General features: G+C 66.5%; 26 protein-coding genes. All 26 read right to left on the bottom strand.

Features of this window, described 5'->3' with window-relative positions:
• Window positions 1-46: 46 nt before the first annotated feature.
• Entirely contained in the window at window positions 47-709 is a 663-nt protein-coding gene (locus ACWCRD_RS10435) for an adenylate kinase (RefSeq protein WP_232650423.1), read from the bottom strand.
• Complete coding sequence (gene secY / locus ACWCRD_RS10430; protein WP_450965463.1) at window positions 709-2,025, bottom strand: preprotein translocase subunit SecY; 1,317 nt, start codon at window positions 2,023-2,025, stop codon at window positions 709-711. The genes ACWCRD_RS10435 and secY overlap by 1 nt, the downstream gene beginning before the upstream one ends.
• A 198-nt stretch (window positions 2,026-2,223) precedes the next feature.
• The gene (rplO, locus tag ACWCRD_RS10425) at window positions 2,224-2,679 is read right to left on the bottom strand and encodes a 50S ribosomal protein L15 (RefSeq protein WP_003974249.1); all 456 of its coding nucleotides are present in this window, start codon (window positions 2,677-2,679) and stop codon (window positions 2,224-2,226) included.
• 2 nt (window positions 2,680-2,681) lie between these two features.
• Window positions 2,682-2,864: a 50S ribosomal protein L30 gene (gene rpmD, locus ACWCRD_RS10420; RefSeq protein WP_003974250.1), complete on the bottom strand. Its 183-nt coding sequence runs from the start codon at window positions 2,862-2,864 to the stop codon at window positions 2,682-2,684.
• Window positions 2,865-2,866: 2 nt separating this feature from the next.
• The gene (rpsE, locus tag ACWCRD_RS10415) at window positions 2,867-3,472 is read right to left on the bottom strand and encodes a 30S ribosomal protein S5 (RefSeq protein WP_019753099.1); all 606 of its coding nucleotides are present in this window, start codon (window positions 3,470-3,472) and stop codon (window positions 2,867-2,869) included.
• Between the two features lie 36 nt (window positions 3,473-3,508).
• Window positions 3,509-3,892 (bottom strand): 50S ribosomal protein L18, encoded by a 384-nt coding sequence (gene rplR, locus ACWCRD_RS10410; RefSeq protein ID WP_450965462.1) that lies wholly within the window; start codon window positions 3,890-3,892, stop codon window positions 3,509-3,511.
• 3 nt (window positions 3,893-3,895) lie between these two features.
• Entirely contained in the window at window positions 3,896-4,435 is a 540-nt protein-coding gene (gene rplF / locus ACWCRD_RS10405) for a 50S ribosomal protein L6 (protein WP_389084286.1), read from the bottom strand.
• A gap of 24 nt (window positions 4,436-4,459) precedes the next feature.
• The gene (gene rpsH / locus ACWCRD_RS10400) at window positions 4,460-4,858 is read right to left on the bottom strand and encodes a 30S ribosomal protein S8 (protein ID WP_030930492.1); all 399 of its coding nucleotides are present in this window, start codon (window positions 4,856-4,858) and stop codon (window positions 4,460-4,462) included.
• 238 nt (window positions 4,859-5,096) lie between these two features.
• Window positions 5,097-5,282, bottom strand: a complete 186-nt coding sequence (locus ACWCRD_RS10395; protein WP_003948630.1) for a type Z 30S ribosomal protein S14 — start codon at window positions 5,280-5,282, stop codon at window positions 5,097-5,099.
• 5 nt (window positions 5,283-5,287) lie between these two features.
• Window positions 5,288-5,845 (bottom strand): 50S ribosomal protein L5, encoded by a 558-nt coding sequence (gene rplE, locus ACWCRD_RS10390; RefSeq protein WP_007494758.1) that lies wholly within the window; start codon window positions 5,843-5,845, stop codon window positions 5,288-5,290.
• Window positions 5,845-6,168: a 50S ribosomal protein L24 gene (gene rplX / locus ACWCRD_RS10385; protein ID WP_030930498.1), complete on the bottom strand. Its 324-nt coding sequence runs from the start codon at window positions 6,166-6,168 to the stop codon at window positions 5,845-5,847. Before rplX ends, rplE begins: the two co-directional genes overlap by 1 nt.
• A gap of 2 nt (window positions 6,169-6,170) precedes the next feature.
• Entirely contained in the window at window positions 6,171-6,539 is a 369-nt protein-coding gene (rplN, locus tag ACWCRD_RS10380) for a 50S ribosomal protein L14 (protein ID WP_003998823.1), read from the bottom strand.
• A 356-nt stretch (window positions 6,540-6,895) separates the two neighbouring features.
• Window positions 6,896-7,186 (bottom strand): 30S ribosomal protein S17, encoded by a 291-nt coding sequence (rpsQ, locus tag ACWCRD_RS10375; RefSeq protein ID WP_099930779.1) that lies wholly within the window; start codon window positions 7,184-7,186, stop codon window positions 6,896-6,898.
• Window positions 7,186-7,410 (bottom strand): 50S ribosomal protein L29, encoded by a 225-nt coding sequence (rpmC, locus tag ACWCRD_RS10370; RefSeq protein WP_030930505.1) that lies wholly within the window; start codon window positions 7,408-7,410, stop codon window positions 7,186-7,188. Before rpmC ends, rpsQ begins: the two co-directional genes overlap by 1 nt.
• A complete protein-coding gene (gene rplP, locus ACWCRD_RS10365) occupies window positions 7,410-7,829 on the bottom strand; it encodes a 50S ribosomal protein L16 (protein ID WP_009327094.1) in 420 nt (139 codons plus the stop codon). Before rplP ends, rpmC begins: the two co-directional genes overlap by 1 nt.
• Window positions 7,830-7,834: 5 nt before the next feature.
• On the bottom strand, window positions 7,835-8,662 hold the full coding sequence (gene rpsC, locus ACWCRD_RS10360; RefSeq protein ID WP_030839666.1) for a 30S ribosomal protein S3: 828 nt from the start codon (window positions 8,660-8,662) through the stop codon (window positions 7,835-7,837).
• Window positions 8,662-9,009, bottom strand: a complete 348-nt coding sequence (gene rplV / locus ACWCRD_RS10355; protein WP_003974262.1) for a 50S ribosomal protein L22 — start codon at window positions 9,007-9,009, stop codon at window positions 8,662-8,664. Before rplV ends, rpsC begins: the two co-directional genes overlap by 1 nt.
• Window positions 9,010-9,053: 44 nt before the next feature.
• On the bottom strand, window positions 9,054-9,335 hold the full coding sequence (gene rpsS, locus ACWCRD_RS10350; RefSeq protein ID WP_030930516.1) for a 30S ribosomal protein S19: 282 nt from the start codon (window positions 9,333-9,335) through the stop codon (window positions 9,054-9,056).
• A gap of 12 nt (window positions 9,336-9,347) precedes the next feature.
• On the bottom strand, window positions 9,348-10,184 hold the full coding sequence (rplB, locus tag ACWCRD_RS10345) for a 50S ribosomal protein L2 (RefSeq protein WP_115906448.1): 837 nt from the start codon (window positions 10,182-10,184) through the stop codon (window positions 9,348-9,350).
• A 38-nt stretch (window positions 10,185-10,222) separates the two neighbouring features.
• On the bottom strand, window positions 10,223-10,642 hold the full coding sequence (gene rplW, locus ACWCRD_RS10340) for a 50S ribosomal protein L23 (protein WP_030930522.1): 420 nt from the start codon (window positions 10,640-10,642) through the stop codon (window positions 10,223-10,225).
• Window positions 10,642-11,298: a 50S ribosomal protein L4 gene (rplD, locus tag ACWCRD_RS10335; protein ID WP_266958977.1), complete on the bottom strand. Its 657-nt coding sequence runs from the start codon at window positions 11,296-11,298 to the stop codon at window positions 10,642-10,644. Before rplD ends, rplW begins: the two co-directional genes overlap by 1 nt.
• Window positions 11,299-11,306: 8 nt before the next feature.
• Window positions 11,307-11,951: a 50S ribosomal protein L3 gene (gene rplC / locus ACWCRD_RS10330; RefSeq protein ID WP_189933353.1), complete on the bottom strand. Its 645-nt coding sequence runs from the start codon at window positions 11,949-11,951 to the stop codon at window positions 11,307-11,309.
• 17 nt (window positions 11,952-11,968) lie between these two features.
• A complete protein-coding gene (rpsJ, locus tag ACWCRD_RS10325) occupies window positions 11,969-12,277 on the bottom strand; it encodes a 30S ribosomal protein S10 (RefSeq protein WP_003948644.1) in 309 nt (102 codons plus the stop codon).
• Window positions 12,278-12,664: 387 nt separating this feature from the next.
• The gene (locus ACWCRD_RS10320; RefSeq protein ID WP_450965461.1) at window positions 12,665-12,961 is read right to left on the bottom strand and encodes a hypothetical protein; all 297 of its coding nucleotides are present in this window, start codon (window positions 12,959-12,961) and stop codon (window positions 12,665-12,667) included.
• A 19-nt stretch (window positions 12,962-12,980) separates the two neighbouring features.
• A complete protein-coding gene (locus ACWCRD_RS10315; RefSeq protein ID WP_450965460.1) occupies window positions 12,981-13,166 on the bottom strand; it encodes a hypothetical protein in 186 nt (61 codons plus the stop codon).
• 95 nt (window positions 13,167-13,261) lie between these two features.
• A complete protein-coding gene (locus tag ACWCRD_RS10310) occupies window positions 13,262-17,713 on the bottom strand; it encodes an SGNH/GDSL hydrolase family protein (protein ID WP_450965459.1) in 4,452 nt (1,483 codons plus the stop codon).
• Window positions 17,714-17,837 lie beyond the last annotated feature (124 nt).

The following is a 17,837-nucleotide window of genomic DNA, read 5'->3' as shown; positions in this document are numbered from 1 at the left end:
CGGCCGTGACGCCCCTTCGGGTGCCACGGCCGTAACTGGCTGACGGCTACTTGCCGTCGTCCTCGCGCTTGAGGGCTTCCAGCGCCCGCTGCGTGACCTCGCCCACCGGGCCGAGGGACGAGATCGTGACGACCAGGCCCTGCGACTTGTAGTAGTCGATGATCGGCTCGGTCTGCGTGTGGTAGACCTCGAGCCGCGTGCGCACGGTGTCCTCGGAGTCGTCGTCACGCTGGTACAGCTCGCCGCCGCAGACGTCGCAGACGCCTTCCTTCTTCGCCGGGCTGTAGGTCACGTGGAACACGTGCGCCGAGTCGTTGCGGCAGATGCGCCGGCCGGCGATGCGCTTGACGACCTCTTCCTCGGGGACTTCGAGGTCGAGTACCGCGTCCAGCTTGATGCCCTCGGTCTTGAGCAGTTCGTCCAGCGCCTCGGCCTGCGAGACGTTGCGCGGGAAACCGTCGAGCAGGAAGCCGTTCTCCGCGTCGGGCTGCTCCATGCGGTCCTTGGCCATCGCGATGGTGACCTCGTCGGGGACGAGGTTGCCGGCATCCATGTAGGACTTCGCGAGTTTCCCGAGCTCCGTCTGCTGGCTGATGTTGGCGCGGAACAGGTCGCCCGTGGAGATGTGCGGGACGCGCAGCTTGTCGGCAAGGCGAGTGGCCTGCGTGCCCTTCCCTGCACCCGGCGGCCCGACGAGGACGATTCGCATCAGCGGAGGAACCCTTCGTAATTGCGCTGCTGAAGCTGGCTCTCAATCTGCTTCACCGTTTCGAGGCCAACACCCACGATGATCAGGATGCTGGTACCACCGAACGGGAAGTTCTGGCTTGCCCCGAAGCCAACCAACGCCATCGTCGGTACGAGAGCGATCAGACCCAGATACAGCGAACCCGGCCAGGTGATCCGGTTGAGTACGTAGCTGAGGTACTCAGCGGTCGGTCGGCCAGCCCGGATGCCCGGGATGAAGCCACCATACTTCTTCATGTTGTCGGCGACTTCCTCGGGGTTGAAGGAGATCGCCACGTAGAAGAACGCGAAGAAAACGATCAGCAAGAAGTACGTGGTGACGTAGTACGGGCTCTCACCCTGCTTGGTCAGGTTGTTCTGGATCCACGTCTTCCAGGCGGAATTGCCACTCGAGAACTGAGCGATCAGGCTCGGGATGTAGAGCAGCGATGAGGCGAAGATCACGGGGATGACACCCGCCTGGTTGACCTTCAGCGGGATGTACGTGGACGTACCGCCGTACGACCTGCGTCCGATCATGCGCTTCGCGTACTGCACGGGGATCCGCCGCTGGGCCTGCTCGACGAAGACCACCAGACCGACCATGACCAGGCCGACGAGGATGACGGTGCCGAACTCGATCCAGCCGCCGGCGAGCTTGCCCTGCAGCTTGATCGCCCACAGCGCGCTCGGGAAGGTCGCGGCGATCGAGATGAACATCAGGATCGACATGCCGTTGCCGATGCCGCGGTCGGTGATGAGCTCACCGAGCCACATGACGACGCCGGTACCGGCGGTCATGGTGACGACCATGGTGATGGTGGTGAAGATCGACTGGTCAGGGACGATCTGGCTGGCCACCGGGCAGCCGGAGAACAGCGCACCACTGCGGGCGGTGGCGACCAGACCGGTGCCCTGGAGGATGGCCAGGCCCACCGTCAGATACCGGGTGTACTGCGTGATCTTCGCGGTGCCGGCCTGGCCCTCCTTCTTGAGGGCTTCGAGGCGCGGGATCACCACGGTCAGCAGTTGCAGAATGATGCTCGCCGTGATGTACGGCATGATGCCGAGCGCGAAGATCGTGATCTGCAGCAGCGCGCCACCGCTGAACATGTTGATCAGACTGAACAGGCCACGGTTCGAGTTGGCCACATCGACACACTGCTGGACGTTCTTGTAGTCGACGCCCGGGATCGGGATGTGCGTACCGATCCGGTACACCACGATGATGGCGAGCGTGAAGAGCAGTTTCTTGCGCAGGTCGGGCGTCCTGAACGCCCGGGCGAACGCGGTGAGCACGGTGCCTCCTGCGACCCCCGCGCAACTGCGTCAAGGGTGACGGTCTTGAGGTTCGACGGATACAGACGGATACAAAAAAAGAGCAGTGCAGGCTACCTTACCGGCGGCACGGCCCCCCGTGGAACGACCGACCGGGGATACCCCATTGTGAGGTATCCCCGGTCGGGACTGCTTACGTCATCGAGACGTCCGAAAAACTCAGACGAGCTCGGTGACGGTGCCGCCGGCGGCGGTGATCTTCTCCTTGGCGGAGCCGGAGACGGCGTCGACCGTCACCTGCAGCGCCACGGAGATCTCGCCCTGGCCGAGGACCTTGACGAGGCTGTTCTTGCGAACGGCACCCTTGGCCACCAGACCCTCGACGGTGACCTCGCCACCCTCGGGGTAGAGCGCGGCCAGCTTGTCGAGGTTCACGACCTGGAACTCGGTCTTGAACGGGTTCTTGAAGCCCTTCAGCTTCGGGAGGCGCATGTGGAGGGGCATCTGCCCACCCTCGAAGCGCTCCGGAACCTGGTAGCGGGCCTTCGTGCCCTTGGTACCACGACCGGCCGTCTTACCCTTCGACGCCTCACCACGACCGACACGGGTCTTGGCGGTCTTGGCGCCCGGGGCGGGACGGAGGTTGTGGATCTTGAGCGGGTTGTTCTCCGCCATGATCAGTCGACCTCCTCGACCGTCACGAGGTGGCGGACGGTGTGCACCATGCCGCGGAACTCGGGGCGGTCCTCCTTGACGACCTGCGTGTTGATGCCCTTGAGACCAAGGGAGCGCAGGGTGTCACGGTGGTTCTGCTTGCTGCCGATGTAGGACTTGACCTGCGTAATCTTGAGCTGCGCCATGATTACGCACCCGCCCCGGCACGCGCACGCAGCAGAGCCGCGGGGGCGACGTCCTCGAGCGGCAGACCACGGCGGGCCGCGATCTCCTCGGGACGCTGCAGGCCCTTCAGGGCCTCCACGGTCGCGTGCACGATGTTGATCGCGTTGTCGGAGCCGAGCGACTTCGACAGCACGTCGTGAATACCGGCGCACTCGAGCACCGCACGCACCGGGCCACCGGCGATAACACCGGTACCGGGGGACGCGGGCTTGAGCAGCACGACGCCGGCAGCCTTCTCACCCTGGATCGGGTGCGGGATGGTGCCCTGGATACGGGGGACCTTGAAGAAGTGCTTCTTGGCCTCCTCAACACCCTTGGCGATGGCGGCCGGCACCTCCTTGGCCTTGCCGTAACCGACACCCACGGTGCCGTCACCGTCGCCCACCACGACCAGCGCGGTGAAGCTGAAGCGACGACCACCCTTCACAACCTTGGCGACGCGGTTGATCGCGACGACGCGCTCAACGTACGCGGTCTTCTCGGCGGCAGCAGCGCCGCCGTCACGGCCCTTCCGGTCCCGCCGCTCGCCGCCACCGGCACCGCTTCCACGGCGCTGGGGTCCAGCCATTGGATTACCTCTCTCTTTCCGCTAGCTACAAGCGGCTCAGAACTTGAGCCCGGCTTCGCGGGCGGCGTCCGCCAGGGCGGCGATGCGCCCGGCGTACTGGTTGCCACCACGGTCGAACACGACAGCCACGACACCGGCGGCCTTGGCGCGCTCGGCGACCAGGGCGCCGACCTGCTTGGCCTGCGCGGACTTGTCGCCCTCGCCACCGCGGATCGAGGTGTCCAGGGTGGACGCCGACGCCAGGGTGTGACCCTTGATGTCGTCGATCACCTGGGCCACGATGTGGCGGTTCGAGCGGGTAACGACCAGACGCGGACGCTCCGCCGTTCCGTTGATGTTCTTACGGATCCGGATGTGGCGGCGCTTGATCGCGGCGCGCTTGTAGGCGTCGCCCTTGAGGATCTTCTGTCCGTATGCCATGGCTTACTTACCCGCCTTTCCGACCTTGCGGCGGATGACTTCGCCCTCGTACTTGACGCCCTTGGCCTTGTACGGGTCGGGCTTGCGCAGCTTGCGGATGTTGGCCGCAACCTCGCCGACCTTCTGCTTGTCGATGCCCTCGACCGAGAACCGGGTGGGGGCCTCCACCTTGAAGGTGATGCCCTCGGGGGCCTCGACGGTGATCGGGTGGCTGTAGCCGAGAGCGAACTCGAGGTTCGAACCCTTGGCGGTCACGCGGTAACCGACACCGCTGATCTCGAGCTTCTTCACGTAACCCTGGGTCACGCCGGTGATCATGTTCGCCACCAGCGTGCGGGACAGGCCGTGCAGGGCCTTGTTCTGACGCTCGTCGTTGGGGCGGGTGACGTTCAGGACGCCGTCCTCACCCTTGGCGACCTCGATCGGCGCGGCGACGGTGTGGGTCAGCGTGCCCTTGGGGCCCTTGACCGAGACCGTACGCCCGTCGATGGTGACGTCCACGCCGGCGGGAACCGCGATGGGGAGCTTGCCGATGCGCGACATAGCTGTTTCCTCCGTTCCCTTCCGCTACCAGACGTAGGCGAGGACTTCCCCACCCACGCCCTTCTTGCCGGCCTGCTTGTCGGTGAGGAGCCCGTGCGACGTGGAGATGATCGCCACGCCGAGGCCGCCGAGCACCTTCGGCAGGTTGGTGGACTTCGCGTACACCCGGAGACCGGGCTTGGAGATCCGCTTGATGCCCGCGATGGAGCGCTCACGGTTCGGGCCGAACTTCAGCTCGAGAACGAGGTTCTTGCCGACCTCGGCGTCCTCGACCTTCCAGCCCGTGATGAAGCCCTCCTGCTGGAGGATCTCCGCGATGTGCGACTTGATCTTCGATGCCGGCATCGACACGGAGTCGTGGTATGCCGAGTTCGCGTTCCGCAGACGCGTAAGCATGTCTGCGATCGGATCAGTCATGGTCATGAATTGGCCTTCGGCCTCTCTCGCCGGGGTTTCCAGGTGCCCATCCCTCTCCTCGATCCGAGACGAGGCGGGTGCGGTGCGGTGGACCTACGGCGTAGTAAGCATTCATTAGCGGACGCTGTCCGCGTGCGTACGGGCGGTCGTCAGACGCCCAACCCCCCAAGCCTAAGCCATGGAAGGGAGGGCGCCTGACACGCCCATTGCTTACCGAGAGCTTCGGGAATCCCTAAATGCGGGATTACCAGGAGCTCTTGGTCACGCCCGGCAGCTCGCCACGGTGAGCCATCTCACGAAGGCACACGCGGCACAGGCCGAACTTGCGGTACACGGAGTGGGGACGGCCGCAGCGCTGGCAGCGCGTGTAGCCACGCACGCCGAACTTGGGCTTGCGAGCAGCCTTCGCGATCAGAGCCTTCTTCGCCATCTCGCTCACGCCTCCTTGAAGGGGAAGCCGAGGTGACGAAGGAGCGCACGGCCCTCAGCGTCGTTGGTCGCCGTGGTCACCACGGTGATGTCCATACCCCGGACGCGGTCGATCTTGTCCTGGTCGATCTCGTGGAACATGACCTGCTCCGTGAGACCGAAGGTGTAGTTGCCACGGCCGTCGAACTGCTTGGGGGACAGACCACGGAAGTCGCGGATGCGCGGCAGCGCGAGCGACAGGGTGCGGTCCAGGAACTCCCACATGCGGTCGCCACGGAGCGTGACGTGGGCACCGATCGGCTGACCCTCACGCAGCTTGAACTGCGCGATGGACTTGCGGGCCTTGGTGACGGCCGGCTTCTGACCGGTGATCGTGGTGAGGTCGCGGATGGCGCCCTCGATCAGCTTGGAGTCGCGGGCGGCGTCGCCCACACCCATGTTGACCACGATCTTGACGAGGCCGGGGATCTGCATGACGTTCTCGTACTTGAACTCGTCACGCAGCTTGCCCGCGATCTCCTCGCGGTACTTCGTCTTGAGACGCGGAGTGGTGGTGGTAGCCATCAGATGTCCTCACCCGTCCGCTTGGCAACGCGGATCTTGTTGCCCTCGTCGTCGAAGCGGTAACCGACACGCGTGACGACCTTGTTGCCGTCCTTCTCAACGACCAGCTGGACGTTGGAGACGTGGATCGGCGCCTCGGTCGTGACGATGCCGCCGGCCTGCGAACCGCTGGCGGTCGGGCCGGCCTTGGTGTGCTTCTTGACCCGGTTGACACCCTCGACCAGGACGCGCTCCTCGCGCGGGTAAGCGGCAATGACCTTGCCCTGCTTGCCCTTGTCCTTGCCGGTGATGACCTGGACCAGGTCGCCCTTCTTGATCTTCATGCTTACAGCACCTCCGGAGCCAGCGAGATGATCTTCATGAACTTCTTCTCGCGCAGCTCACGCCCGACCGGGCCGAAGATGCGGGTGCCGCGAGGGTCACCGTCGTTCTTCAGAATGACGGCGGCGTTCTCGTCGAAGCGGATGTACGAGCCGTCCGGACGGCGGCGCTCCTTGACGGTGCGAACGATGACCGCCTTGACGACGTCACCCTTCTTCACGTTGCCACCGGGGATCGCGTCCTTGACGGTGGCGACGATGACGTCACCGATGCCCGCGTAGCGGCGACCGGAGCCACCGAGCACACGGATGCAAAGGATCTCCTTCGCACCAGTGTTGTCGGCGACACGCAGTCGCGACTCCTGCTGGATCACGTCTATCTCCTGTTTGTCTGCCGGTTCCCTCCGGGGGTTGAGGCCGGAGAGCCTGGCGGAACCGTCCTGCGGGGGATGCTCCGCAGGAATTACTTGCGCCTCTGCAGGCGAAAACCCTGCCGCCGGGGGCGCGCACCGACTGGGCCCGATCCGCCGGCCGGGCTCGCGCGGATACGCGGGCCGCCGACGGCCGCAGGCCGTCCGAGCGGTCTCCGCGAGTTGCCTCGCGGGCCGATCGGTGGCCTGACGCCGGCCTCCCCGGGACCTCGCCCGTCGGCCGAGGCCGCGGGCGGTGTCCCGGCGGGTGCCGGGGCCGAAGCCCCGGCGGGGGTCAGCGGGGGCGAACCCCCGCTTGATTACTTCGCCTTCTCGAGGATCTCGACGACGCGCCAGCGCTTCGTCGCGGACAGCGGCCGGGTCTCCGCGAGGAGGACACGGTCGCCGACACCCGCGGCGTTCTGCTCGTCGTGCGCCTTGAGCTTGTTCGTACGGCGGATGACCTTGCCGTACAGCGCGTGCTTCACGCGGTCCTCGACAGCGACGACGACGGTCTTGTCCATCTTGTCGCTGACGACGAGACCCTCACGGGTCTTGCGGGCGCCACGTGCCTCGGTCGTCTGCTCTTCAGTCACATTGCTCTCGCTCATCAGGCGTTCTCCACCGTTTCGATGCCCAGCTCACGCTCGCGCATCAGGGTGTAGATCCGCGCGATGTCCTTGCGGACCGCCTTCAGACGGCCGTGGTTCTCGAGCTGACCAGTCGCCGCCTGGAAGCGGAGGTTGAACAGCTCTTCCTTGGACTCGCGGAGCTTCGCCAGAAGCTCCTCGTTGCCCAGCTCGCGCAGCTCGGACGCCTTGGTACCGGCCGACATCACGCTTCACCTGCCTCGCGCTTGACGATCCGGCACTTCATCGGCAGCTTGTGAGCGGCACGAGTGAGGGCCTCACGCGCAATCTTCTCGTTGGGGTACGACAGCTCGAACATCACGCGTCCGGGCTTGACGTTGGCGATCCACCACTCCGGAGAACCCTTACCGGAACCCATGCGGGTCTCGGCAGGCTTCTTGGTGAGGGGACGGTCCGGGTAGATGTTGATCCAGACCTTGCCACCACGCTTGATGTGACGCGTCATGGCGATACGAGCGGCCTCGATCTGACGGTTCGTCACGTACGCCGGGGTGAGCGCCTGGATGCCGTACTCGCCGAACGCAACCTGCGTGCCGCCCTTGGCAGCGCCGGAGCGCTTCGGGTGGTGCTGCTTGCGGTGCTTGACCCTACGGGGGATCAGCATGTCGGTCAGGCCTCCGTTCCGGTGCTCTCAGCCGGAGCGGCGGCGGGAGCCTCGGCCTTGGGGGCCTCGGCGCCGGCAGCCTGCTGCGGCTTGCGACCGCGCCCGCCACGCTCGCCACCGCGGCCACCACGGGCCGGGCGGTCGGCGCCACCACGGGCCGGGCGGTTACCCGCACGGGCCGCAGCGTTCTCGGCGCGGACCTCGGCGATGTTCTTGACGTCGCCCTTGTAGATCCAGACCTTCACACCGATGCGGCCGAAGGTCGTCTTGGCCTCGAAGAAGCCGTAGTCCACGTTCGCGCGGAGCGTGTGCAGGGGCACACGGCCCTCGCGGTAGAACTCCGAGCGGGACATCTCGGCGCCACCGAGGCGGCCACCGCACTGGATCTTGATGCCCTTGGCGCCGGCCTTCATCGCCGACTGCATGCTCTTACGCATGGCGCGGCGGAAGGAGACGCGGGAGGAGAGCTGCTCGGCGACGGCCTGAGCAACCAGCTGAGCGTCCGTCTCGGGGTTCTTGACCTCGAGGATGTTCAGCTGGACCTGCTTGCCCGTGAGCTTCTCGAGGTCACCGCGGATGCGGTCGGCCTCGGCGCCACGGCGGCCGATGACGATGCCCGGACGAGCGGTGTGGATGTCCACACGCACACGGTCACGGGTGCGCTCGATCTCCACCTTCGAGATGCCGGCGCGCTCCATGCCGGACGTCATCATCCGACGGATGGCGACGTCTTCCTTGACGTAGTCCTTGTACAGCTTGTCGGCGTACCACCGGGACTTGAAGTCCGTGGTGACACCGAGCCGGAACCCATGCGGGTTAACCTTCTGGCCCATTACCGGGTTCCTTCCTTGCTGCTGACGACCACGGTGATGTGGCTGGTCCGCTTGCGGATCCGGTAGGCACGGCCCTGGGCGCGCGGCCGGAACCGCTTCAGGGTCGGGCCCTCGTCGACGTACGCCTCGGAGATGAAGAGGCTGTCGGCGTCGGTGTGGTCGTAGTTGTGCGCGGCGTTGGCGATGGCGCTGTCGAGCACCTTGCCGACGGGCACGGAGGCTGCCTGCGGAGCGAATCGCAGAACAGCCTGAGCCTCCGTGGCATCCATGCCACGGATAAGGTCCACCACGCGGCGGGCCTTCATGGGCGTAACGCGGATGTACCGCGCCTGGGCCCTGGCTTCCATGGTTGTCCCTCTCAGTTACTTACGTGTCTGAATGCGATCCGCTACTAGCGGCGCTTCGACTTCCGGTCGTCCTTGACGTGGCCCCGGAAGGTGCGCGTCGGCGAGAACTCGCCGAGCTTGTGGCCGACCATCGACTCGGTGACGAACACCGGGATGTGGGTCTTGCCGTTGTGCACCGCGATCGTGTGGCCGAGCATGGCCGGGACGATCATCGAGCGACGGGACCAGGTCTTGATGACGTTCTTGGAACCGGCTTCGTTCTGAGCATCCACCTTCTTGGCGAGGTGCTCGTCGACGAAGGGCCCCTTCTTGAGACTGCGCGGCATCTAAACCCGCTCCTAGCGCTTCTTGTTCGTCTTGCGGCGGCGGACGATGTACTTGTTCGACGCCTTCTTGGGCGAACGAGTACGACCTTCCTTCTGACCCCAGGGGCTGACCGGGTGGCGACCACCGGAGGTCTTGCCCTCACCACCACCGTGGGGGTGGTCAACCGGGTTCATCGCCACACCACGAACGGTCGGGCGGACGCCCAGCCAGCGCTTGCGGCCGGCCTTGCCCCAGTTGATGTTGCTCTGCTCGGCGTTGCCGACCTCGCCGACCGTGGCGCGGCAGCGCTGGTCGACCAGGCGGATCTCACCGGACGGCATGCGGAGGTGGGCCATCGAGCCCTCCTTCGCGAGCAGCTGCACGGAGGCACCGGCGGAGCGGGCGAACTTGGCGCCGCCGCCCGGACGAAGCTCCACGGAGTGGATCGTCGTACCGACCGGGATGTTGCGCAGCGCCAGGTTGTTGCCGGGCTTGATGTCGGCGCCGGGACCGTTCTCGATCCGGTCGCCCTGCGTCAGGCCCTTCGGCGCCAGGATGTAGCGCTTCTCGCCGTCCGCGTAGTGGAGCAGCGCGATGCGCGCGGTGCGGTTGGGGTCGTACTCGATGTGCGCGACCTTCGCCGGCACGCCGTCCTTGTCGTGACGACGGAAGTCGATCACGCGGTAGGCGCGCTTGTGTCCGCCACCCTGGTGGCGAACGGTCACACGACCGGCGTTGTTACGGCCGCCCTTGCTGTGCAGCGGGCGGACCAGCGACTTCTCCGGCGTGGACCGCGTGACCTCGACGAAGTCGGCGACGCTGGAGCCACGGCGGCCCGGCGTAGTCGGCTTGTACTTGCGGATTCCCATTTCTCAGTCCTCGTCCGATATCGGACGATCCGACCCGCTTACGCGGTCGGACCGCCGAAGATGTCGATACGGTCGCCCTCGGCGAGGGTCACGATCGCGCGCTTGGTGGCCGCACGCTGGCCGAAGCCGGTGCGGGTCCGCTTGCGCTTGCCGATGCGGTTGATCGTGTTGACCCCGGTGACCTTGACCGAGAAGACCGCCTGGACGGCCTGCTTGATCTGGGTCTTGTTGGCACTCGGGTCGACGATGAACGTGTACTTGTTCTCGTCGAGAAGCGCGTAGCTCTTCTCGGAGACGACCGGCTTGAGCAGCACGTCACGGGGGTCCGTGTACGACTTGCTCAGCGGGGTCTCGACGGTGTTCTTGCCCTCGGCCTCGTGGCGACGCGCCTTGGCGACGCGCGCGGCCTTGGCGGCCTTGGCGGCCTTGGAGGCAATGCTCGGGTGACGCGTAGCCATCAGGCCTCGCTCCCTTCGGTGTCAGCGGCCTTGGGGCCAGACACGAAGGACTCGAAAGCGGCCTGGGTGAAGACCACGTCGTCCGAGACGAGAACGTCGTACGTGTTCAGCTGGCCCGGCTCCAGGATGTGGACCTGGGGCAGGTTGCGGGCGGACAGCCACGCGGCCTCGTCGGCGCGCTCGACGACCAGGAGCAGGTTCTTGCGCTCCGAGATCTTGCCGAACAGCGTCCGGGCGGCCTTCGTCGACGGGTTCTCACCCTCGACGACGCCGGAGACGACGTGGATGCGGTTGTGGCGGGCCCGGTCGGTGAGGGCGTGACGCAGCGCGGCAGCCTTCATCTTCTTCGGGGTCCGCTGCGAGTAGTCGCGCGGCACGGGACCGTGCACGACGCCACCACCGGCGAACTGCGGCGCACGGGTCGAGCCCTGACGGGCGCGGCCGGTGCCCTTCTGGCGGTACGGCTTCTTGCCGCCACCGCGGACCTCGCCACGAGTCTTGGTCTTGTGCGTGCCCTGGCGGGCAGCGGCCAGCTGCGCGACGACGACCTGGTGGATCAGCGGGATGCTGACCTTCTCGACGTCGAAGATCTCCGCGGGGAGCTCGACGGAACCGGCCTTGTCGCCCGCCGGCGAAAGGATGTCAACAGTGCTCATCGGTTACCTCAGGCCCCCTTGGCCGCGGTGCGGACCAGGACGAGGCCGCCGTTCGGACCGGGAACCGCGCCCTTGATGAGCAGCAGACCCTTCTCCGCGTCAACGGCGTGGACGGTCAGGTTCTGGGTGGTGACCCGCTCGTTGCCCATGCGACCCGCCATGCGGAGGCCCTTGAACACACGGCCCGGGGTGGCGCAGCCACCGATGGAACCGGGAGAGCGGTGCTTGCGCTGGGTGCCGTGACCGGCGCCGAGGCCACCGAAGTTGTGGCGCTTCATGACACCGGCGAAGCCCTTGCCCTTGCTCTTGCCGGTGACGTCGACCTTGACGCCCGCCTCGAACACCTCGGCGGTGATCTCCTGGCCGAGGGTGTACTCGCTGGCGTCAGCGGTACGGATCTCGACGAGGTGGCGGCGGGGGGTGACGTCGGCCTTGGCGAAGTGGCCCTTGAGGGGCTTGTTCACCTTGCGCGGGTCGATCTCGCCGAAGGCGATCTGAACCGACTCGTAGCCGTCGCTGTCGTTCGTACGCACCTGGGTGACGACGTTCGGGCCGGCCTTGACGACGGTGACCGGAACAACACGGTTGTTCTCGTCCCACACCTGCGTCATGCCGAGCTTCTCGCCCAGGATGCCCTTGATCTGCTTAGCCATTCTCAGATCACCGGCCCTCAGAGCTTGATCTCGATGTCGACACCGGCCGGGAGGTCGAGTCGCATCAGAGAGTCAACGGTCTTGGGCGTCGGGTCGAGGATGTCGATCAGGCGCTTGTGCGTGCGCATCTCGAAGTGCTCGCGCGAGTCCTTGTACTTGTGCGGCGACTTGATGACGCAGTACACGTTCTTCTCAGTGGGCAGCGGCACCGGGCCCGCGACCGACGCACCAGTGCGGGTCACCGTCTCGACGATCTTCTTCGCCGAGGAGTCGATGACCTCGTGGTCGTAGGCCTTGAGCCGGATGCGGATCTTCTGTCCCGCCATGGCTACTCAGTAGTCCTTTGTCTCTTCACGCTCTGGAACCCGGCCCTCCGTACGCTCTTTCGCCGACCCACGCGGTCGGGCGTGTCGCGCTTCCACTGACACAGATGTCCCTTGTTCGAACATCCCTTGCCTGGGAAAGAGGTTTACCCGGGTGCCTGGCCAGTGCCGCACTGCACTTCCCGGAAGATTCCCGTACGTCCGCCCCAGTGCTGCCTTACGGCAGTTAGGGCGACGAGTACTGTGGGACTCGCTTCCGGTCCCCCCGGCGGGAGGCGCGCAGCATCAACACTCGACCGAGCAACTCCGACAGTCTGCCATACGGGGCAGGGGGCTGGCCAATCGAGCCGGAGAGAATACCCCGAGGGTGACGAAGGTCAAACCCTTGGCTCAGCGCGGGGCATCAGCCCGGGACTCCCGGCGTTTCCTGCGAGCCGGCTCCACGAGCCCGGCCGCTTCGACGATCGCCCTCAGTAGCGCGAGAGCTACGGACAGCTCGAAGAAATCTCCGACCATGTAGCGGTAATCACGGAACTCCACGGCGCAGACCGCGCCGAGCGCAGCACAGTAGAGCGCTGCCCAGAACCCTCGCCATCTGCGCATCGGGTAAATGACCAACGGCACGAACGGCCACACGTACGAAGTGGCCAGGAGCGCCACGGCCAGTGCGACGACCATGACAGTCACGCGTCTTCGGCCTTTCGGATCACAGGACCCCGGTCCCGACGAGGATCCAGCCGGCGCCCAGCGCGGCGGGCAGGAATATGAGGCCGGTCGCGAATACCAGTCCCATTTTCCACGAGTTCCTGTCGGCGATCTTCACGCACAGCAGGGTCATGGGGGTCAGGTACAGGAACAGCGGGACGAAGATGAACAGGAACCCAGCTCCCACGACGAGCCCTCTCTGTCTCACCGCGGCATCACCCGGACCCGAATGACAGGGGGCCGGGCCTGTGGCCCGGCCCCCTGTCATTCAATCATCCGAGGTCACTGCGTCTGGTTGGTCGTGAACTTGGTAGCCGGTTCGTCACAGTGGACGACGCTCGAAGGCCGGTTTCCCGGACCGTCACCGAACAGCGGAACCGGTGCGTCCACGCTCCACGGGTTACCGCCGCTGCCCCGGTTGGCGGCATCGCAGCTGGCGAACGCGTTGCCGTAGGGAGCGGTGAGGGGGAAGTTGGAGAAGTTCTTCCAGTCACCCGCGTGCACCCGGCCGCTGGACGGACGGCCGAGGTCGTCGGTCATCTTTCCGTCCACGTAGACGTAGAGGTCGGGCATGTAGCTCTGGAACACGATGCCGTTGCTCGGGTCCGCGTCCCCGTTCGTCTCCTCGTGCGTCGGCTTCACGGAACCGTCGGCGCAGAAGGCGGCAGCGATGTCGTGCCAGATCGGCGGCGCGTTGCCGATCATGCTGCCCCACATGTTCTTGTTCCAGTCGCCGGAGTTCTTGAAGAACATCGAGTAGATGTCCCCCGCCGCTCGGCGCACCGCGTAGACGGTGTAAGGGTGGGCGTTGACCTTGTCGAGCCAGGCCTTGACGTTGTCGTTGATGGACTTGTGGCCGATCATCGCGCGGTATCCGTGGACGCCTCCGCCCACGGCGCGGATGTCCACGCAGGTGTTGTCCGAGTTCAGACGCGCGCCCCTGAGGTGCGGAAAGTACGCCTGCCCCGGTGTGTCCCCGTCCACGAGCGGATCGGCGGTGTAGGTGCGCCCGTACTCCAGGGCGTCGGGGGTCGTGTAGGTCAGGTCGGGGGCAGGGATGTGATAGTCCGCCGAGATCGCCTTGATCACCTGCGTGACGAAGGTGGGCAGGTGGGCGTTGCCGACCCGGACGTCGTAGCTGGCGCTCTCGCTGCCCGGGATGATGTGCCCCGAGCCGTCCTTCACGAACGTCACGTCGACATCGCTCTTGATCTTGTAGCTGTTCGGATCCTGGTACGCCTGGGCGGGAGAGGCCGACGGGTTCGGGCGGGAGTTCGACATGCCCATCCACATCGGGATGGACATCGACGGCACCGATCCGTCGGCGTTCGGCGTGTACCCGCCGGCCTTGACGTCCTTGTACCACTGTTCGCCCGCGGCATAGGTCTTGGGACCCACGCACTCCTCCTGATTGGGCTGCGTGCACACGTCCCAGCCCGTCAGCCCCGCCCACGACACGGAGTTGCCAGGGTCGCCGTCCCACAGCGGGCCGCCGTCCGTCCCGTGGGAGAGTTCCTTCCCCCAGTCATAGAGCGACTTCATCGACCGGATGGGCGTTGGGAAGTCGCTGACCGGCCCGTTGGAGTTGAGCTCCTGGTTGGGGTCGAAGACCGAGGCCGCCGTCAGGGTGCGGTGGACGAACGTGCCCTGCACCGGCTGGAAGGCGACGGCGCCGTAGGCGACGTCCTTGTCCGCGGTCCCGGTGGGCGAGTAGTTGGACAGGGACACGCTCGGGGTGCCGTTGAACTTGAAGGCACCCAGCGAGACCCACTTGCCGTTGTTGCCGTCCTGGTCGACGTAGCGGTCGTAGGGACCGCCCACGGCACCGCTGATCTCGTAGTGTGCGCGCTTCTCCTGCGCTCCGGTGTCGGGGACGTGCACCCAGACCTGAGCGAGGTCGAAGCTGCCGCTCGGGATCCATGTACCGCGGACCGTGAGCGGGCCGGAGGTGGTGCCGCCCAGATGGTCGGTGTTACGGGAGTGCGTGTACCAGAAGTGACCGCCGTAGCCGCCGCCTATCTGGTGCAGGTCGGCCTTGGCCTCGTAGTGCCCGTCGGTGTCCGCGTAGAACGTGAAGCGGAAGGTGCCGTCGGACTTGACCGCGCCGCAGTCGCTCCAGGTCGGCGTGCCGCTCGGTACGGAGGCGACGACCTTGGCGCCCGCAGGGGCCCCGCTGCACACCGGGGTGCCGTTCTTCAGCCGGAAGCCGCGGCCCGGCTCGCTCACGAGCGTCTGGTACTTGATGTTCTCGTGGCCGCAGTTGTCGTCGCAGTTGTTCTTCCACGTCGCGTTCGACTGGTTCCACCAGTACTTCTGGTAGCAGGCGGCGTCCGGGCAGTCCGGCGGGCTGCTCGGGTCACAGTTGTTGTGGCTGTTGCAGAAGGTGCTCTTGGGCGGGGAGACCAGGGAACGCTGGTTTGTGTCGAGCCACCAGGCGGGTCGGAAGCCCACCGAGGAGAACCCGGACTCGCCCGGCCAGTCCTGGCGCCCGGAGGTGGCGTAGGAGAATCCGGTGTCCGTGGACCAGGCGGCCCAGCCCATCACCTTCTCCTCGTACGGCCAGTCCTGCGGGTGGGCCGCGTCGTGGTTGGCGTCGGCGTCGACGGAGGTGTCCATGAACGGGTTGTCGTTCTTGTACACGGGGTTGGCCGGGTTGTTGTACCAGCCCAGGCCCCACGCGCCGCCGGAAGCGGTCGGGGGGTTGAAACCGAGGTTGTAGTTCCAGACGGCGGTGAACCAGTTCTCCACCTTCGACGGGTCGTCGTTGTTGACGGTGACCGTCTGGCCGGCCTTGTGCACCTCGTTCCACTTGTCGGCGAGGATCTTCATCGACGCGGCGATGTTGCTCGCGTAGTCGACTGCGACGATCTTCTGCTTCCCCGGGGAGAGCGCCGTCTCGTGCTCCTTCTCGTGGCCTGCCATGCGCATGCCGTCAGTGACCTGACCCACGCCGTAGCCGCAGTCGGACTTGTCCCAGTGGATGTTCCAGAAGTCGGCGACCGTGCCGCCGGTCTTGTGGCCGTAGTAGCCGTCCACCGCAGCGAGCGGGCTGCCCATCTGGCCCGGGACAGCGCCGGACTCGGCCTGCCACAGGTTCGACTCCTGGGACAGGATGCCGAGCAGGACGTTGACCGGGATCTGGGCGCCGGCCTTGGCGTTCAGCGTCGGCTTGGGGAAGAGGCCCTGCGGGTCGACGGTGCCGAGACCGGCCTGGTCCCGGTAGCCGCCCTGCCGGATCCACGACGAGGTGAGGTTGCCGCGTACGGCCATGTCGGCGGCCCACTCGACCTGGTTCGAGGTCGGCTGGAGCGCCTGCGCGTTGACGTCGTTGCGGGAGATCGCGCACCAGCGGTCCGGGTCGGTCGGGTCGTGCGCCGGGTCCGAGGCCGTGGCGGTAGTGGAGGCTGTGCGTTCCATCTGGGTGCTCAGCCCGCTCGGCGCTGTCTCCGTGACCGGCTTGGTGCTGCCGCCCAGGGCGGGCGAGGACTCCTCGGTGCCCGCCGCCTCCTGCGGCGCCACCTGCTGGGTCACTTCGGTGCCCGTAGTGGTGGCGGTGGAGGTGATGGTGGTCGACGCCGTCTTCGCCAGCGTCTTCGGCGACACGGCGGACTCGTCCGCCGCGCCGCGCTCGGACTCCGCGGCCTTGGTGAAACCGCGCCCGGCGTTCGCGATGTGTGCCAGGCCTGCCCTCATGCCGGGCATGAGGACGGGGTCGACGGCGAGCCGGCCCTGCGTGGAGACATCGGAGTCGGCCGGCGCGTCGAGCCGGGTGATGCCCGTGCCCTTCGTGTGCACGGCACCGGTCGTCTTCCCGGTCAGAAACGCCTTGCCGGAAGCGCCGGACTCGAGGTCGAGCGCGCCGGGAGCACCGGAGGCGACCGCGGCCGCCCTGCCGTGACCGCGCCAGATCTTCGCCGTGTGCTTCTTGTTGCCGCGCTCGACGAACGCGATCTCCTTGCCGGCGGCGTCGAGCGGCCGGATGTCGAAGGCGACCGCGTCGACGGACGTCACCTTGCTGGTCTTTCCGGACTTGCTCTTGCCGGTGTCGCAGAGGCGCACCAGATCGCGGCCGATCGCGCCGACGGCACCGCCGGTGACCGGCGCGGCCGAGGTGACCTCGCCCTGCACCGACGCCTGGGTCAGCTGCCTGCCCGCCGTGTTCACGGTGACCACGCGGGACTTCACCGCGGCGGGGTCGTTCATGTCCCGGTACGCGGTGAAGGCGGCCGTGTGGGCGGAGGTGTTACAGGTCGGGTCGAAGTACGCCAGCGAGGCGGTGAACCCGAGCTTGGTGACCGAGCCCGTGCCGGTGTTGACGATCGCGGTGAACGCCCCGCCCTGGAACAGGTCGGGCTTGTTCGTGAACGTACGCGGCGCGTAGACGACGGCCACGTGGTCCCGGTCCATCAGGCACTGGTTGCCGATCCACGAATCGGCCGGCATCCCGGGCTCGGCAAGGATCGCCGCGGTCTTCCACGCGTACGCGTCCTTCGAATCCGCCACGAGAAGGTGCAGGCCGTCGGCGTCGGCGGCGGCCGTGACGGCCCGGTCGGGTGAGGACTTCCACCCCGTGCCGAGCTTCTTGCCCGGATCCTTGATCCGGCCGGATCCTGACGGAGCCGGGGTCGCGGAGGACGAACCGGCCTGCGAGTTGTGGCCGGACCCGGATGTCGAGTCGGATCCGGCGTCCGCCGCGCCGAACGCCGGAACGGCACTCAGCAGGCCACCGCTCAACGCGGTGCACGCTGCTATGACGACGAGCGGTCTATGAAGTTTTAGCCTGGGTCTCAAGGCTGAAGTTCCCCAATTTACTTGAGAGTTCGGATCCGCCGCGTCGAGCGCCGGGTGGTCAGCCCCT

The organism is Streptomyces sp. NPDC002092 (assembly GCF_053593775.1).
This window is presented reverse-complemented; position numbering and strand designations above follow the sequence as displayed.

What these genes read in the sequence shown, in the direction of transcription:
- rplW (WP_030930522.1), bottom strand. Translation starts at nt 10,642, where the DNA reads ATGGCTACGCGTCACCCGAGCATTGCCTCCAAGGCCGCCAAGGCCGCC.
- rpsQ (WP_099930779.1), bottom strand. Translation starts at nt 7,186, where the DNA reads ATGAGCGAGAGCAATGTGACTGAAGAGCAGACGACCGAGGCACGTGGC.
- rplC (WP_189933353.1), bottom strand. Translation starts at nt 11,951, where the DNA reads ATGGCTAAGCAGATCAAGGGCATCCTGGGCGAGAAGCTCGGCATGACG.
- rplF (WP_389084286.1), bottom strand. Translation starts at nt 4,435, where the DNA reads ATGTCGCGCATCGGCAAGCTCCCCATCGCGGTTCCCGCCGGCGTGGAC.
- rplB (WP_115906448.1), bottom strand. Translation starts at nt 10,184, where the DNA reads ATGGGAATCCGCAAGTACAAGCCGACTACGCCGGGCCGCCGTGGCTCC.
- ACWCRD_RS10435 (WP_232650423.1), bottom strand. Translation starts at nt 709, where the DNA reads ATGCGAATCGTCCTCGTCGGGCCGCCGGGTGCAGGGAAGGGCACGCAG.
- rpmC (WP_030930505.1), bottom strand. Translation starts at nt 7,410, where the DNA reads ATGTCGGCCGGTACCAAGGCGTCCGAGCTGCGCGAGCTGGGCAACGAG.
- rplP (WP_009327094.1), bottom strand. Translation starts at nt 7,829, where the DNA reads ATGCTGATCCCCCGTAGGGTCAAGCACCGCAAGCAGCACCACCCGAAG.
- rplX (WP_030930498.1), bottom strand. Translation starts at nt 6,168, where the DNA reads ATGAAGATCAAGAAGGGCGACCTGGTCCAGGTCATCACCGGCAAGGAC.
- rpsH (WP_030930492.1), bottom strand. Translation starts at nt 4,858, where the DNA reads ATGACCATGACTGATCCGATCGCAGACATGCTTACGCGTCTGCGGAAC.
- rpsJ (WP_003948644.1), bottom strand. Translation starts at nt 12,277, where the DNA reads ATGGCGGGACAGAAGATCCGCATCCGGCTCAAGGCCTACGACCACGAG.
- rplO (WP_003974249.1), bottom strand. Translation starts at nt 2,679, where the DNA reads ATGGCGGAGAACAACCCGCTCAAGATCCACAACCTCCGTCCCGCCCCG.
- rplR (WP_450965462.1), bottom strand. Translation starts at nt 3,892, where the DNA reads ATGGCATACGGACAGAAGATCCTCAAGGGCGACGCCTACAAGCGCGCC.
- rpsC (WP_030839666.1), bottom strand. Translation starts at nt 8,662, where the DNA reads ATGGGCCAGAAGGTTAACCCGCATGGGTTCCGGCTCGGTGTCACCACG.
- rpmD (WP_003974250.1), bottom strand. Translation starts at nt 2,864, where the DNA reads ATGGCGCAGCTCAAGATTACGCAGGTCAAGTCCTACATCGGCAGCAAG.
- rpsS (WP_030930516.1), bottom strand. Translation starts at nt 9,335, where the DNA reads ATGCCGCGCAGTCTCAAGAAGGGGCCCTTCGTCGACGAGCACCTCGCC.
- ACWCRD_RS10395 (WP_003948630.1), bottom strand. Translation starts at nt 5,282, where the DNA reads ATGGCGAAGAAGGCTCTGATCGCGAAGGCTGCTCGCAAGCCCAAGTTC.
- rplD (WP_266958977.1), bottom strand. Translation starts at nt 11,298, where the DNA reads ATGAGCACTGTTGACATCCTTTCGCCGGCGGGCGACAAGGCCGGTTCC.
- rplE (WP_007494758.1), bottom strand. Translation starts at nt 5,845, where the DNA reads ATGGCTACCACCACCACTCCGCGTCTCAAGACGAAGTACCGCGAGGAG.
- rpsE (WP_019753099.1), bottom strand. Translation starts at nt 3,472, where the DNA reads ATGGCTGGACCCCAGCGCCGTGGAAGCGGTGCCGGTGGCGGCGAGCGG.
- rplV (WP_003974262.1), bottom strand. Translation starts at nt 9,009, where the DNA reads ATGGAAGCCAGGGCCCAGGCGCGGTACATCCGCGTTACGCCCATGAAG.